General features: G+C 68.9%; 14 protein-coding genes. 10 read left to right on the top strand and 4 right to left on the bottom strand.

Annotated elements, in window-relative coordinates:
• Positions 1 to 202 precede the first annotated feature (202 nt).
• From cofE to DZG09_RS04385, 7 genes are all read left to right on the top strand, one after another.
• A complete protein-coding gene (cofE, locus tag DZG09_RS04415) occupies positions 203 to 955 on the top strand; it encodes a coenzyme F420-0:L-glutamate ligase (RefSeq protein ID WP_119696464.1) in 753 nt (250 codons plus the stop codon).
• Positions 956 to 1,020: 65 nt separating this feature from the next.
• The gene (locus DZG09_RS04410; RefSeq protein WP_240423684.1) at positions 1,021 to 1,950 is read left to right on the top strand and encodes a cytochrome b/b6 domain-containing protein; all 930 of its coding nucleotides are present in this window, start codon (positions 1,021 to 1,023) and stop codon (positions 1,948 to 1,950) included.
• A 144-nt stretch (positions 1,951 to 2,094) separates the two neighbouring features.
• Complete coding sequence (locus DZG09_RS04405; RefSeq protein ID WP_119696462.1) at positions 2,095 to 3,117, top strand: acetylxylan esterase; 1,023 nt, start codon at positions 2,095 to 2,097, stop codon at positions 3,115 to 3,117.
• A 38-nt stretch (positions 3,118 to 3,155) separates the two neighbouring features.
• Positions 3,156 to 4,121, top strand: coding sequence for an acetylxylan esterase (locus DZG09_RS04400; RefSeq protein WP_119696461.1), 966 nt, complete (start codon positions 3,156 to 3,158; stop codon positions 4,119 to 4,121).
• Between the two features lie 238 nt (positions 4,122 to 4,359).
• Complete coding sequence (locus tag DZG09_RS04395; RefSeq protein WP_119696460.1) at positions 4,360 to 5,550, top strand: Gfo/Idh/MocA family protein; 1,191 nt, start codon at positions 4,360 to 4,362, stop codon at positions 5,548 to 5,550.
• A 5-nt stretch (positions 5,551 to 5,555) separates the two neighbouring features.
• Complete coding sequence (locus DZG09_RS04390; RefSeq protein WP_119696459.1) at positions 5,556 to 6,761, top strand: DUF993 family protein; 1,206 nt, start codon at positions 5,556 to 5,558, stop codon at positions 6,759 to 6,761.
• The gene (locus DZG09_RS04385; RefSeq protein ID WP_119696458.1) at positions 6,758 to 7,630 is read left to right on the top strand and encodes a sugar phosphate isomerase/epimerase family protein; all 873 of its coding nucleotides are present in this window, start codon (positions 6,758 to 6,760) and stop codon (positions 7,628 to 7,630) included. Before DZG09_RS04390 ends, DZG09_RS04385 begins: the two co-directional genes overlap by 4 nt.
• Before the next feature lie 93 nt (positions 7,631 to 7,723).
• On the opposite strand, the gene rlmN is transcribed toward DZG09_RS04385, so the two are convergent.
• The gene (gene rlmN / locus DZG09_RS04380; RefSeq protein WP_119696457.1) at positions 7,724 to 8,968 is read right to left on the bottom strand and encodes a dual-specificity RNA methyltransferase RlmN; all 1,245 of its coding nucleotides are present in this window, start codon (positions 8,966 to 8,968) and stop codon (positions 7,724 to 7,726) included.
• 201 nt (positions 8,969 to 9,169) lie between these two features.
• On the opposite strand from rlmN, the gene DZG09_RS04375 reads away from it, so the two are divergent.
• Complete coding sequence (locus tag DZG09_RS04375; RefSeq protein WP_119696456.1) at positions 9,170 to 9,679, top strand: hypothetical protein; 510 nt, start codon at positions 9,170 to 9,172, stop codon at positions 9,677 to 9,679.
• A 137-nt stretch (positions 9,680 to 9,816) separates the two neighbouring features.
• On the opposite strand, the gene DZG09_RS04370 is transcribed toward DZG09_RS04375, so the two are convergent.
• On the bottom strand, positions 9,817 to 10,452 hold the full coding sequence (locus DZG09_RS04370; RefSeq protein ID WP_119696455.1) for a GntR family transcriptional regulator: 636 nt from the start codon (positions 10,450 to 10,452) through the stop codon (positions 9,817 to 9,819).
• Between the two features lie 383 nt (positions 10,453 to 10,835).
• On the opposite strand from DZG09_RS04370, the gene DZG09_RS04365 reads away from it, so the two are divergent.
• Positions 10,836 to 11,840, top strand: coding sequence for a TIGR03617 family F420-dependent LLM class oxidoreductase (locus DZG09_RS04365; RefSeq protein WP_119696454.1), 1,005 nt, complete (start codon positions 10,836 to 10,838; stop codon positions 11,838 to 11,840).
• 130 nt (positions 11,841 to 11,970) lie between these two features.
• Here the strand turns inward: DZG09_RS04365 and DZG09_RS04360 are convergent, their stop codons facing one another.
• Positions 11,971 to 12,996, bottom strand: a complete 1,026-nt coding sequence (locus DZG09_RS04360; RefSeq protein ID WP_119696453.1) for a DNA glycosylase AlkZ-like family protein — start codon at positions 12,994 to 12,996, stop codon at positions 11,971 to 11,973.
• Positions 12,997 to 13,157: 161 nt separating this feature from the next.
• Positions 13,158 to 13,442 (bottom strand): hypothetical protein, encoded by a 285-nt coding sequence (locus DZG09_RS04355; RefSeq protein ID WP_119696452.1) that lies wholly within the window; start codon positions 13,440 to 13,442, stop codon positions 13,158 to 13,160.
• 30 nt (positions 13,443 to 13,472) lie between these two features.
• Between DZG09_RS04355 and DZG09_RS04350 the strand changes: the two genes are divergently transcribed.
• Positions 13,473 to 14,120: a YigZ family protein gene (locus DZG09_RS04350; RefSeq protein WP_119696451.1), complete on the top strand. Its 648-nt coding sequence runs from the start codon at positions 13,473 to 13,475 to the stop codon at positions 14,118 to 14,120.
• Positions 14,121 to 14,204: the final 84 nt, after the last annotated feature.

Raw genomic sequence — 14,204 nt, 5'->3', positions numbered from 1 at the left:
GCACATCGCGGACCGTCCTCGCGCTGCACGCACCCGCCCCACGCTCAGTCCAAGCGGGCACGCACATCGCCGCGTCCGGACCGCTCGACGGGCGCCCGGCCCGCACACCGCGATGCCCGCGAGCGCCTAGGCTCTTCGCGAGTGCCTGTGCGGTTTCGCAGGCGCTCGCGGACATCGTAGGCATTCGCGAGAGGCGGAGCACATGCTTCAGGCGTGGGCGCTGGACGGGATCGGGGAGATCGCAGCGGGAGACGATCTCGTGGCGGTGATCGCCGAAGCTGCGGGGGACGCGCTGGCGGACGGCGACATCCTCGTGGTGACCAGCAAGATCGTCTCCAAGGCCGAGGGCCGCTTCGTCAGGGCCGGTGACCGCGAGGACGCGATCACCGCCGAGACGGTGCGCGTGGTCGCCGAGCGCACCTGGCCGAACGGCTCGCGCACCCGGATCGTGGAGAGCCGACTCGGCATCATCGCCGCTGCCGCCGGCGTCGACGCATCGAACACCCCTGAGGGCACCGTGCTGCTGCTTCCGGAGGATCCGGATGCCTCGGCCCGCGCCATCGCCGAAGGTCTGCGCTCCCGGCTCGGCGCACGCGTCGGCGTGATCGTCTCCGACACCCTCGGCCGCGCGTGGCGCGATGGCCAGACCGATCAGGCGATCGGCGCGGCAGGCGTGCACGTGTTCGAGGATCTGCGCGGTCAGACCGACGCGCAGGGCCGAGAGCTCGCCGTGACCCAGCCGTGCGCGGCCGACGAGCTCGCCTCCGCAGCCGACCTCGTCAAGGGGAAGGCCTCCGGTCGCCCCGTCGCCGTCATCCGGGGTCGAGGCGATCTCGTCGGCGAGCTCGATCTTCCCGGCGCGCGCAGCATCCTGCGCCCCGCCGAGCGCGACATGTTCCACACCGGCGCTGAGGAATCGTACCGCGCCGGATACGAAGCCGGTCGCTCTGCCTGATCGCGATGCAACACACGACGTAACGCTTTTCCGCGCTCGCAGGCGCGATCGGTCAAGATATACGAGTGCCGACCGTTCCCGCCCAGCCTCAGACCGTGCGTCGTGAGACGACCTGGGTTCGCGGCTCGGCGCTGCTGCTCCTGGCCGCCGCGATCGGCGTCGTCGGGTGGTGCGCCGTGTTCGGTGTGCGCGCTCTCCTGACGACGGAGGCGCTCGAGGCGTTCCTGGCGGCCTACCCGGGCGAAGCCCCGCTGCCGGAGGGGACCGCAGAGGGCATCCCCGCCTTCGTGTCGTGGACGCACTTCCTCAACGCGTTCTTCCTGGTGCTGATCATCCGCAGCGGCCTGCGCTATCGCTTCGAGAAGCTCTCAGGCGGGCTGTGGTCATCACGCAGAGTGAGGAAGCGCCGGATGTCGCTGGCGCTGTGGGCGCACATCGGCGTCGATCTGCTGTGGCTGGCCAACGGCGTCGTGTTCGTCGTGTTGCTGTTCGCGAGCGGGCACTGGGTGCGGATCGTGCCGACGACGTGGGAGATCATCCCGAATGCGATCTCCGCGGGTCTGCAGTACCTCTCCCTCGACTGGCCGACGCACCACAGCTGGGTGAACTACAACGCACTGCAGCAGCTGTCGTACTTCGCCATCGTGTTCCTGGCAGCCCCCGCCGCCGCGCTGACCGGATGGCGGCTGAGCACGTTCTGGCCGACGACCCTGAACCGCTTCTTCCCCGGCTCCGTGGCCAAGGCGCTGCACTGGCCGACCATGCTGTTCTTCGTCGCCTTCGTCATCGTGCACGTCTTCCTCGTACTCACCACCGGGGCGCTGCGCAACCTCGACGCGATGTACGCGGGCCGCGACTCGGCCACATGGGTGGGGTTCTGGGTCTTCGCCGCCAGTGTGGTCGCGATGGCGATCGGATGGTTCGCCATCCGCCGCGACGAGTGGATAGGCCGGATCGCGAAGCTGTTCGGCGACGTCCGCATGATGAAGCGCTGACTCGGCGCTGCGGCAGTCACCGAGATCTTCGCGGACTCGGCCGCGCGACTCGTGTGGCGTCCGGATGTCCGGGGTCGCTCGCGTATCGTCGGAGGACGATGAGGCGGATCTGATCCTTCCGCCGCGGGCACGAAACGGCACCCCATGACATTCCCCTTCCACGACTGGTTCCCGCACGACGAGTTCGACGCGACCTACGGCTACGACCTCGATGCCCTGCTCCGCGTGCGTCCGGTCCGCCCTCCGGACGGATTCGACGAGTTCTGGCTCGGCCGCTTCGACGAAGCCGCGCAGGTTCCGGCCGACCCGGTGCTGGCGCCGCTCGGCGAGCAGGAGGGGCGCCAGGTCTTCGACGTCGAGCACACCGTCTCGGGCGGGCTGAGACTGCACGGCTGGTACGCCTCTCCGGTCGACGACGTCGCACCCCGCGTCGGCGTCGTCGTCGGTCACGGCTACGGCGGCCGCTCCGCCCCGGCGTTCGAGCGCGTGCCCGAGGATGCCTCCGTCTTCTTCCCCGTTGCACGCGGACTGCCCGCACCCAACGCCGGCGTCGGCGCGCCCCTGCCCGAGCACGGACACGTGCTGCACGGCATCGATTCGGTCGACGACCACGTGCTCGGCTGGTGCGCCGCCGACCTCTGGCACGCCGCGACCGCGCTCGTCGAGATCGCCGGTGAACTGCCGCTCTACTATCTGGGCGAGAGCTTCGGCGGCGGCATCGGCGCGCTCGCACTGCCGTGGGACGACCGCTTCGTCGGCGCGACGCTCAATGTGCCGACGTTCGGGCAGTACGACCTTCGGCTGACGATGCAGTGCCTCGGCAGCGGCGAGCGCGTGCGCGATCACGTGGCGGCGCATCCTGAGGCGCGGGAGGTGCTGAGGTTCTTCGACGCCTCGAGCGCCGCGGGTTTCGCAGGAATCCCAGTCCGCGCAGAGTGCGCCCTCTACGACGGATACGTGCCGCCGCCCGGCCAGTTCGCGGTGGCGAACGGCTTCTCCGACCTCGAACTCGAGGTGCTGCCCGCCGGCCACGCCGAGTATCCGGGCCACGACGCCGTGACGGCGCGCTGCCGCGCGGCTGCCCTCACCCACCTCGATCGTGCAACGGCCGCTTCCGGACGAGCGTCGGCGTCGAGTCCCGTACCGGCCGCCGCCGACATCCGCTAACGTCGGCACCGTCGGAACAACACAGACAAGGACTCTCAATGGCGCAGTTCGACCTCCCCATCGACCAGTTGCGCACCTACGTGCCCGAGCGCGAAGAGCCGATCGACTTCGACGACTTCTGGCGCACGACGCTGGCAGAGTGGCGCGGCGGCGAAGCGCAGTTCACCCAGGCGAACGGCCCGCTGCGCGACCTCATCGTCGAGGACGTGACCTTCCCCGGGTTCGGCGGGCACCCCATCCGGGCCTGGTTCATCCGGCCGAAGGGCGAGGTCCGCTCCACCGTCGTGCAGTACATGGGCTACAGCGGGGGCCGGGGGTTCCCCGAACAGTGGACGCAGCTGCCCAGCGCCGGACACGCCGTGTTCGTGATGGACAGCCGCGGGCAGGGCAACGGCGGCTCCCCCGGCGCAACGGCCGATCCGGTGGGCGGCTCGCCGCAGATCGGAGGCCGGATGTCGCAGGGCATCGAGAGCCCGCAGGACTACTACTACCGGCGGATCTTCACCGATGCGGCGCTCGCCGTCGACGCGGCGCGCAGCCACCCTGCAGTCGACCCGGAGCGCGTCGTGATCTCGGGCGCCAGCCAGGGCGGCGGGATCGCCGTGGCCGCAGCCGGTCTCTCGGACGGCGTCGCCGGCGCCATGATCGATGTGCCGTTCCTGAGCCACTTCCGCAGGGCGCTGCGGATCACCGACGCGAACCCCTACAACGAGCTTGCTCGCTACCTGCAGATCAGGCGCGGTGAGGAGGAGGATGTGTTCCGCGTTCTCAGCTACTTCGACGGCGTGAACTTCGCCGCGCGGGCGACGGCGAAGGCGCTCTACTCCGTCGCGCTGTACGACGCCACCTGCCCTCCGTCGACGGTGTTCGCGCAGTACCACCACTACGCGGGTGCCGACAAGCACATCGAGGTGTACCCATACAACGGCCACGAGGGCGGCCAGGTCGTACAGCAGCGAGCACAGCTGGCCTTCCTCGACGAGTTGTTCCCCACCACGAACTGACACCGCCACCGCCGTTTCTTCATCTCTGGCACATTTCTCCCGCGACGCCCATACGGAGATGTGCCAGAAATGAAGCAGCACGCTGATCGCTCTGCGTGCTGCTGAGCGGTCGAAGAAGCTCTTCCTCCCGCTGACCAGGAGCAACGACCGGGGCAGGTGTTGTCCGCGTCGCCGCGCCGTGTCACACTTATCGCGTTGGGAAAGCGCTTCCCACTGTTCGGATGCGGCATTCGCCATCATGCAAGGAGGCATCATCTTGTCCGAGACATCGACCCCCGCCGTTCGTGAGATCGGCATCATCATGAACGGCGTCTCCGGGCGCATGGGCTACCGCCAGCACCTCGTGCGCTCGATCCTTGCGATCCGCGACGAGGGCGGCTTCGAGCTGCCAGACGGCACGAAGGCCACGGTCCGCCCCCTGCTGGTCGGACGCAGCGAGGCGAAGCTCGCAGAGATCGCCGAGCGCCACGGCATCGAGGACTACACGACGGATCTCGACGCGGCGCTCGCCGACCCGACCTGGGAGATCTACGGGGACTTCCTCGTCACAAGAGCGCGCGCTTCGGCCCTGCGCAAGGCGATCGCCGCGGGCAAGACGATCTACACCGAGAAGCCCACCGCCGAATCCGTCGAAGAGTCGCTGGAGATCGCGCGATCGGCCAGAGACGCCGGCGTCAAGGCCGGCGTCGTGCACGACAAGCTGTTCCTGCCCGGCCTGCAGAAGCTGAAGCGGCTGATCGACTCCGGCTTCTTCGGTCGCATCCTCTCGGTACGCGGCGAGTTCGGCTACTGGGTGTTCGAGGGCGACTGGCAGCCAGCCCAGCGCCCGAGCTGGAACTACCGCACCGAGGACGGCGGCGGCATCATCGTCGATATGTTCCCGCACTGGAACTACGTGCTCGAGAACCTGTTCGGCGGCGTGAAGAGCGTCTACGCACAGGCGTCGACGCACATTCCCGAGCGCTGGGACGAACGCGGCGAGCGCTATGACGCCACGGCCGACGACGCCGCATACGGCGTGTTCGAACTGGCCGGCGGCGCGGTCGCACAGATCAACTCGAGCTGGACCACCCGCGTCAACCGCGACGAGCTGGTCGAGTTCCACGTCGACGGCACGCACGGCTCCGCCGTGGTCGGTCTGTTCGGCGCGAAGATCCAGGAGCGCAACGCCACGCCGAAGCCGGTGTGGAACCCCGACATCGAAGACACGGTCGACTACGACGCGACGTGGCAGAACGTGCCGACGAACGACGTGTTCCTGAACGGCTTCCGTCAGCAGTGGCAGGAGTTCCTCACCAGCTTCGTCACCGGCACCGACTACCCGTTCGACCTGCTCGCCGGCTCCCGCGGCGTACAGCTCGCCGAGGCCGGCCTCGAGTCGAGCCGCACGGGCGCCAAGGTCGAGCTCCCCGAGCTGAGCCTGGACTGATCCGGATGAGCGACGCACTCACGCTGCTCTCCGGCGACGGCTCCGTCGCCTCGGCCGCCCTGAACGAGGCGGGGGCGTTCACCAAGCCGTCCCACGGCCTGCGATCCCGCGTCGCCTACGCGGCGGCGCACGTCGCCCCGATCGCGTGGGCCGACAACACCCCGGGCGAGCCAGCGAAGATCGACTGGGACGCCACCCTCGCCTTCCGCCGCAACGTGTACTCGTGGGGTCTCGGCGTGGCCGACGCGATGGACACCGCGCAGCGCAACATGGGGCTCGACGACGCCGCCGTGCGGGAGCTGATCGCCCGCAGCGCCGAGGTCGCGCGCGAGGAGGGCGGCTCGGTCGCAGTCGGGGTGAACACCGATCACATCGAAGAGCCGGTCGCCTCACTGCAGCAGATCATCGACGGCTACAAGCATCAGCTGCACCACGCCGAGGAGCACGGCGCCGTGCCCGTGCTGATGGCGAGCAGGCACCTGGCCCGCACCGCCGAGTCGACCGACGACTACCGCCGCGTGTACCGCGAGGTGCTGGGCGATGCGACCACGCCGGTCGTGCTGCACTGGCTCGGCACGGCGTTCGATCCGCAGCTGGTCGGCTACTTCGGCTCGACCGACTGGCGCGAGGCTTCGGATGTCGTGATCGGGATCATCGGCGAGCACGCGGCGAAGATCTCAGGCATCAAGATGAGCCTGCTCGACGCCGACGCCGAGGTGTCGGTGCGCGAGCGGCTGCCGGAGGGCGTCCGGATGTTCACCGGCGACGACTTCAGCTACGTCGGCCTGATCGGCGGGGCGGATGTTCCGGATGCCGCCCAGCCGGAGCGCTCGCCCGGCACGACCCGCACGCATTCCGACGCACTGCTCGGTGCGTTCGCCGCGATCGCACCGGTCGCCTCTGCCGCCATCCAGGCGCTCGACGTGGGCGATCCGGCACGCTACTGCGAACTGCTGCAGCCGACGGAAGCGCTCAGCCGGCAGGTGTTCGCGACGCCGACGTTCTACTACAAGACCGGTGTCGCCTTCCTGGCATGGCTGAACGGACACCAACCCGCCTTCCAGATGGTCGGCGGCCTGCACTCAGCGCGCTCACTGCCCCATCTCAGCGAGATCGTGCGCCTCGCGAACGACGCGCGCGCCCTCGAGGAGCCCGACCTTGCCGCCGAGCGGTGGCATTCGCTGCTGCACCTGAACGGAGTCGACGCATGACCGTCCCGCACCCCCGCCTGTCGCTCAACCAGGCGACCATCAAGAGGACGACCGTCGCCGAGGCCATCCGGGTCACGACCGACGCAGGCATCGACGCGATCGGGCTGTGGCGCGAGCAGGTGCAGGATGTCGGGCTCGATGAGTCGGTGAAGATGCTCGCGGACAGCGGCCTGCGCTATTCGACGCACTGCCGCGGCGGCTGGTTCACCGCTGAGGAGGGACCGACTCGCACCGCCGCCCTCGACGACAACCGCGTCGCGATCGATGAGACGGCGGCCCTCGCCGCCGCCGGTGCCGACGGTTCCCGAGCAGTGCTGGTGCTCGTCGTCGGCGGACTGCCCGAAGGCTCCCGCGATCTGGTCGGTGCCCGCGAGCGCGTGCGCGACGCGGTCGCCCAGCTGGCACCGCATGCTCAGCAGCAGGGCGTGCAGCTCGCGCTCGAACCGCTGCACCCGATGTACGCGTCAGACCGCTCGGTGCTTTCGACCCTGGATCAGGCGCTCGACATCGCCGCCGATTTCGCGCCTGAGATCGTCGGCGTCACGGTCGACACCTTCCACCTCTGGTGGGATCCGGATGTGCTCGATGAGATCGCGCGCGCCGGTCGCGAGGGCCGCATCGCCACCTATCAGGTGTGCGACTGGAAGACGCCGCTCGAGGCCGACAACCTGCTCTCCCGGCACTATCCGGGTGACGGAGTGATCGACTTCTCCGGCATGACGCGCGCAGTCGAGGCCACGGGGTACACCGGCGACATCGAGGTCGAGCTGCTCAACCAGGCGATCTGGGACACTCCTCCTGCGGAGGCCGTGCGCCGCACCGCCGAGGGCTTCGAACGAGCCGTCGCCCCGTACCTTTCGGCACCCTGACGAGCCTGCTTCGTCGCTCAGGTGCGGGAAACGGCCCCTGTATTCACCGGAAAGCGGCACCTTCCCGCACCTGAGCGGTTGTCGGCACGGACCTCAGGACGCGGTCGCGGCCTTCTCGTCGTCCTCCGTTGCGACCAACTGGCCGCAGGCGCCGTCGATCTCCTTGCCGCGGGTGTCGCGGATGGTGGTGGGGATGCCCGCGTCGTTGAGCCGACGCACGAACTCCTGCTGCGCGCGCTTCGGCGACGCGTCCCACACCGAGCCAGGCGTCGGGTTCAGCGGGATCGGGTTGACGTGCACCCATCCTCTGCCCCGCGCGTGCAGCTTGTCGGCGAGAAGATCGGCGCGCCACGGGTGATCGTTCATGTCGCGGATCAGCGCATACTCGATCGACACCCGCCTGCCGGTCCTGTCGAAGTACGCCCGCGCGGCGTCGAGCACCTCGTCGACCTTCCAGCGGGAGTTCACGGGGATCATCTCGTCGCGCAGCTCATCGTCCGGCGCATGCAGCGACAGCGCGAACGTCACCGGGATGTCCTCGTCGGTGAGCTTCCGGATGGCCGGAGCCAGCCCGACGGTCGAGATCGTGATGCCCCTGGCGCTCATCCCCATGCCGTGCTTCTTGTCGGTCATCACCCTGACCGCGTGCATCACTCTGGCGTAGTTGGCCAGCGGCTCACCCATGCCCATGAAGACGATGTTCGTCACGCGCTCGTCGTCGTGCTCGGACTCGCCCAGTTCACCGGCGCGGATCAGCGCATTGGCGCGCACGACCTGCTCGACGATCTCGCCCGCCGACATGTTGCGAGTGAGGCCGGCTTGGCCCGTCGCGCAGAACGGGCAGTTCATTCCGCATCCGGCTTGCGACGACACGCACAGCGTGATCCTGCCGGGGTAGCGCATCAGCACCGACTCGACGAGGGCGCCGTCGTGCAGCTTCCACAGGAACTTGATCGTGTCGCCGTCGTCGGTCTGGAGTCGGCGCACCTCGGTCAGAAGAGTCGGCAGCAATCCCGCGACCAGCTCTTCGCGGCCGTCTGCCGGGAGGTCGGTCATCCGCTCCGGGTCCGACGTGCAGTGCTGAAGGTAGTGCGTGCTGAGCTGCTTGGCGCGGAACCCCGGCATACCCAGCTCCTTGACCTTCTCGACACGCGCTTCCGGTGTGAGGTCGGCGAGATGCACGGGCGGCTTGCCGCGCTTGGGGCTGGCGAACTGCAGCAGCGGACGCCCCTCTGCGTCCTTGGCCTGCTGCCATCCCTCCGCCTTCGGGCGCACCTGACGCACAGGGCCCTGGCCTTCAGCCGTGGCAGGTCGCGATGCGCGCTCCGAGGAAGTCATACCTCAAAGGGTACGGGGCCCGGCCTGAAAGGCGTACAGATGGCGCCTGCGTCATCCGTACGCCCGGCGAGCCGTCAGGGCACCTCTCCCCATCGGCGATCCAGGCGCCACGCCATAGGCTGTGATGGTCGGCGCGGAACTTCGGGGGGACGCGGCCGACGATCTTCTTGTGCTCCCCCGCCTGCTCTGAGGAGTCCGAAAATGGCTACCCTTCGTCGCGGACGCGCGCTCATCGCGCTCGGCGCTCTCGCACTCATTCCGGCCGCGCTGGTCGGCTGCGGCTCCGACGACTCAGGCTCGTCGCAGTCCGAAGAGTCCACCACCGAGGAGACCACCACGGAGGAGGAGACCACGGCGGAGAGCTCGGATCAGAGCGTCGCCGACGCGTGCGGCATCGTCGTCGACGGTCTGACCGGTCTTTCGTCGAGCACCAGTGAGATCATGGCGGCTCTCGGAGAGGGAGACTCCGAGCAGATCAACACGCTCGCGGGCGAACTCAATGAGCAGATCTCGGCGCTCAACGAGCAGGTCACGAATGATGAGGTCAGCGCGGTCTTCTCGAAGTTCGCTGACAACTACGACACCATCATCACGATCTCCGAGGAGGCGTCTGCCGATCCTGCCAGCGCCGCAGACAAGATGTCCGAGCTCACCGCCGCCAGCGAAGAGCTCCAGACAGCCAACACCGAACTTCAGGACGTGTGCGCCTAGCCACCGCCGAGATGAGAACGCGTCGGGCGGAGGATCCCCCTCCGCTTCGCGCCTTCTTGTGACGCGCGCGCGGCGCGTAGGAAGTTGCGCGGGCCGGGAGAACAGCTCTCCCGGCCCGCGCCCGCGGTGGCGTCGTCTCAGCCGTCGAGGCCGAACAGGGCCCGGATGGCGTCGGTCGCCGCGTCTATGTCCCCGCGTTCGATCGCGCTGTTCAGATCCGCGGAGAGGCGCAGCCGGTCGCCCGCGATCTCAGGAGGGCGCCGCAGCACGATGCTCATCAGCGGCAGGTGGTCTTCGAGCAGGCGTCCGCGCACGGAGACCTCGTACGCGGCGACCTTCTCCATGAAGCCGACGAACGAACCCGCCCAGGTCTCTTCGTCGGCTCCGGCGAGCGCACGGGCGGCTTCGTACACCGGCTCGCCGTCCTTGTTCGGATCGTCGCCGCTGCCCATGCCGAAACGCACGTGCATGGCGCACAGCTCACCGAAGTACTCGTACAGACGAGTGGTGTCGTCGTCGCTGAGCTCGCGCACCTTCGTCTGGCGTCCCGGCCACACGTCGAGCAGGCCGGCACGTTCGAGTCGCTGAATGGCTTCGCGCACCGGGGTGCGGGAGACCCCGAGGCGCTCGGCGACGTCGCGGTCGCGCAGCGGGTCTCCCGGACGGAGCACACCCGTGCGGATGTCGGTGACGAGGCGGTCGTACACGCCTTCGGAGAGCCGCTGCGAGGAGACCTGCAGCGGCCCACCGCCTGACAGATCGGACGAACCCATCCGGAGCATCATGATCGCTCACCGACGGGCGCCGGTCGTGCCGTACGCAGAAGAGGCGCGCAGACGCGCACGTTCGACTTGTTCATTGTTCCCCTCCGCATGTGAGCCAGAACGGCTCGCGGCTTTACGGACGGCGAACGCATTCGCTCGCCGTTGCGAATCTCGGGCGATTCGCCTTCCGAACGGAGATCCCCCAACCTCCGTGCAACACAAGCGTGACACGCTCATATCTATGCCAGGTGTGCGTCTGCTGACCGCGCATACGATATCGCTTGTGATTCCAAGTGTAAAATACCACCCTTGGTTCTCCTGAGTGACGCCTTGCAGTGGCATTCCCACAAATAATTTCCGGATGCGGGCGAAATCCGATCAGGATGAGTGCCATGCGCGAAGAAGCGAAGACCATCCGACTCGAGCTGGGCGCCAGGGATGCGTCGCCCACGGGGCTGACAGAAGCGGCTAAGTTCGCCGAACGCAGCGGCTACGACGGTGTGCAGGCAGCGGAGACGCAGCACGATCCGCTCGTCGGCTGCGCTGTGGCGGGCGCGGCGACCGAGCGCGTGCGAGTGGCCACGGCGATCGCAGTCGCCTTCGCCCGCAATCCGATGTCACTCGCCTTGACGGCCAACGACGTGCATCTGGCCTCGCGGGGCCGGTTCGCGCTCGGTCTCGGCTCGCAGGTGCAGGCCCACATCGAGAAGCGGTTCTCGATGCCGTGGTCCGCTCCGGTGCCGCGCATGCGCGAGTTCGTCGGAGCCGTGCGCGCGATCTGGCACTCTTGGCAGACCGGTGAGCGTCTGAACGTGCGCGGCGAGCACTACAGGCACACGCTGATGACGCCGTTCTTCGATCCGGGCCCCAACCCGTTCGGCAATCCGGATATCTGGCTGGCGGCCGTCGGCCCCGGCATGACGGCTCTGGCCGGTGAGGTCGCAGACGGCTTCGTGGCGCACGCGTTCACGACGCGCGATTACCTCGCCGACGTCTCGCTCCCCCGCCTCGAGTCCGGCGCGCGCTCAGCAGATCGCGACGTTCCGGATGTCGTACTGCAGCCGTTCGTGATCGCCGGGTCCGATGAGCCCTCGCGCGCGAAGCAGGAGGAGACCGTGCGCCAGCAGATCGCGTTCTACGCCTCTACGCCGGCCTACCGACCCGTCATGGAGAGGCACGGCTGGGAAGACGCCGCCGACCGGCTGCACGCCGCATCCCGCCGCGGCGAGTGGGGCGAGATGGCGGCTTCCATCACCGATGACATGCTCGACGCCTTCTGCGTCTCAGGCGCACCCGGCGATATCCGCACCCTGCTCACGGACCGCTTCGCGGGCCTCGCCGACACCATCTGCGTGAACGCTCCCGCCACCCCGGACGAACTCGCCGCCATCCCCTGACCCGTGGCTCCGCCATGGCCCGCCGCCATGCTCCCGAAGTGCCTGGACATTGTCGAGATGCCCCGTTCTGGTCGCGTTTTTGGACCAGAACGGGGCATCTCGCCGCAGCGAAGCGCGCCGGATGCGCGACCTACGCGTGGGGCCAGGCGGCGAGCGCGGCCTCGAGTCTGCGACAGGTCGCAGCCGGGACCTTCTCGACGAGTTCGAGTGACGGCTCCCTGCGCGATCTCGAGCGGCCCTGCCACGTGCCCACGGTGACGCCGTCGACGATCACCGTGGGACGGAACACTCCGTTGCCGCCCGGTACGAGCGCGGTCTGCATGGCGGAGGACGCGGTGAGGGAACGGTCCTGGTAGCCGAGGATCCACTCGTCGAACGCGGGCGCGAATGTGTCGCTCGGCGCTTTCGCGGCAGGTTCGTCGGCGATCCAGGCCGACCCACCGTCGAGCGCGATCTCGGTGAGGTCGGCGGCGGCGATCGCGCGCCGCACCGGCGTCTTGGGCAGCTTCAGCCACCAGACGAGGTCGGCCTCGGTCACTGGGCCGCGCGCCGTCACGAGCCCCCGGATGACCCTGAGCAGCGGATCGGGAGAAGGCGCCGGGATGTCGGTGGTCCGGGTGAGAAGCTGCTCCTCGCCCCGGAACGGCCCCCAGTGCCACGCGCCGGAGACGGCGTGGTGGACGATCAGGTGGTAGCCGCGACCGCCCGTGGTGTCGATTCCCGCATCGTTCCACACCGCGAGGAGCTCGGCACGGGTGAGACCGCCGTCGGAGAGCGCGTCGAGCGCGGCCTTACGAGCCAGCGCGACGGTGCCGTCGTCGAGGCCGAGTTCCGCGCGGCGGCGCACCGTGGAACGGTGGATCCGCTCACCGGTCAGCGACAGCAGTGCGGCGAGATGCGCAGGCGTTGTGGCGAACAGAGTGCCCCGCACCGGCCATGAGCGCACCAGTTCACCCTGGTCGAACGCGCCGCGCACATCGTCGACTGTCGTGCCCGGTCTCGAACGCATCGCAATCGCACGCAGCACGGCAGGCAGGTCCTGCCCCTGCAGCGCAACCGCACGGTCGACCACCTCGACGGGCGTGAGCTCCGAGCCGCCGAGCAGCTGCGCGCCCCACCTGGCGCTCCTGGCCTCTGACAGGGTCAGCGTCTGCATGGGTTCAGGTTAGGGCACGGAGGCCGCCGCGCCTCGTGCACAACGCAGTCGTTCTCGCCGTGCGGCGGCTGGCGCGAACCGTCATCGCAGCGATCACGGCCGCCTGCGATCGCTGATCGACCGCATCGTGTCGCCGCGGTGCGGGCCCTGGCGCCGCAGAATCAGAGGCCGCCGTGCTCCGACCACCGGCGCGCGGCCTCGTCGGCCGCCTTCGCGATCAGCTCGTCGATCTCGGGGCCTCTTCGCACTGCGAACGACACGTACGCACCGCGGCCGCCCGCGACCGGACGCCCGTAGGCCTTCGCCGCAAGCGTGCTATCCGGGAGCAGTCGTACGGTGATCGACTGAAGCTCGAACTCCTCGCCTCGTCTCTCGTCCCGCCAGCGCAGGTGCTCCGGGATCTCCATGTTGAAGGCGAGTGCCTTCACATCGACCTCTGCATCCATGCTCCGACAGTACCCCGCTACCCTCGTGGGATGCCCTTCACGTATCCCGCCACCATCGCGGCGCGCGTGGACCACGAGCTCGAGATCAAGCGGTCGCGGTTCATCGCGCACCTGCGGCCGGTCTCCTCCATCGCGGACGCCGAGGCGTTCATCGCGACCATCCGCAAGGAGTTCTGGGACGCGCGGCACAACTGCGTGGCGATGGTGACGGGACTCAACGGAGAACAGGCCCGCTCCTCGGACGACGGCGAGCCGTCGGGGACGGCAGGCGTTCCCATGCTCGAGGTGCTGCGCCGCCGCACCCTCACCGATGTCGTCGCGGTCGTCACCCGCTACTTCGGCGGCATCAAGCTCGGGGCCGGCGGTCTCGTGCGCGCATATGGGCAGGTGGTCTCCGATGCGCTCGACGAGGCGACGATCATGCGCCGGCGCGCGCTCACGCGCGTCATCTTCGACGTCTCGCACGCAGACGCCGGGCGGTACGACAACCAGCTGCGGGCCTGGGCCGACGCGAACGACTCCGTGCTGGGCGAGACGGAGTACGGCGCATCCGCGCGGCTGAGCGTCTGGGTGCAGGATGAGGCGCTGTCGCGCCTGCGCGAAGACATCGCGGCCTGGTCGTCCGGGGCCGTCACCCCGGAAACCGGCGAGACGCGCGTCGTCGACGTGCCCGCCTGAGCCGCCCGCACAGCACAGTCGATGAGCGTCTGGGCGCGAGGACGAACCGCGTGCTGATGCGGTTCACCACCACCCCGTCTCGCA

The organism is Microbacterium halotolerans, assembly GCF_003569805.1.
GTDB classification, from domain to species: Bacteria; Actinomycetota; Actinomycetes; order Actinomycetales; family Microbacteriaceae; genus Microbacterium; species Microbacterium halotolerans.
The sequence above is the reverse complement of the archived record's forward strand: the minus strand, read 5'-3'. Positions and strand labels throughout refer to the sequence as shown.

Excerpts from the sequence above, each read along its gene's own strand:
- cofE (WP_119696464.1), top strand. The coding sequence starts at position 203 with ATGCTTCAGGCGTGGGCGCTGGACGGGATCGGGGAGATCGCAGCGGGA.
- DZG09_RS04405 (WP_119696462.1), top strand. The coding sequence starts at position 2,095 with ATGACATTCCCCTTCCACGACTGGTTCCCGCACGACGAGTTCGACGCG.
- DZG09_RS04400 (WP_119696461.1), top strand. The coding sequence starts at position 3,156 with ATGGCGCAGTTCGACCTCCCCATCGACCAGTTGCGCACCTACGTGCCC.
- DZG09_RS04395 (WP_119696460.1), top strand. The coding sequence starts at position 4,360 with ATGCAAGGAGGCATCATCTTGTCCGAGACATCGACCCCCGCCGTTCGT.
- DZG09_RS04390 (WP_119696459.1), top strand. The coding sequence starts at position 5,556 with ATGAGCGACGCACTCACGCTGCTCTCCGGCGACGGCTCCGTCGCCTCG.
- DZG09_RS04385 (WP_119696458.1), top strand. The coding sequence starts at position 6,758 with ATGACCGTCCCGCACCCCCGCCTGTCGCTCAACCAGGCGACCATCAAG.
- rlmN (WP_119696457.1), bottom strand. The coding sequence starts at position 8,968 with ATGACTTCCTCGGAGCGCGCATCGCGACCTGCCACGGCTGAAGGCCAG.
- DZG09_RS04375 (WP_119696456.1), top strand. The coding sequence starts at position 9,170 with ATGGCTACCCTTCGTCGCGGACGCGCGCTCATCGCGCTCGGCGCTCTC.
- DZG09_RS04370 (WP_119696455.1), bottom strand. The coding sequence starts at position 10,452 with ATGGGTTCGTCCGATCTGTCAGGCGGTGGGCCGCTGCAGGTCTCCTCG.
- DZG09_RS04365 (WP_119696454.1), top strand. The coding sequence starts at position 10,836 with ATGCGCGAAGAAGCGAAGACCATCCGACTCGAGCTGGGCGCCAGGGAT.
- DZG09_RS04360 (WP_119696453.1), bottom strand. The coding sequence starts at position 12,996 with ATGCAGACGCTGACCCTGTCAGAGGCCAGGAGCGCCAGGTGGGGCGCG.
- DZG09_RS04355 (WP_119696452.1), bottom strand. The coding sequence starts at position 13,442 with ATGGATGCAGAGGTCGATGTGAAGGCACTCGCCTTCAACATGGAGATC.
- DZG09_RS04350 (WP_119696451.1), top strand. The coding sequence starts at position 13,473 with ATGCCCTTCACGTATCCCGCCACCATCGCGGCGCGCGTGGACCACGAG.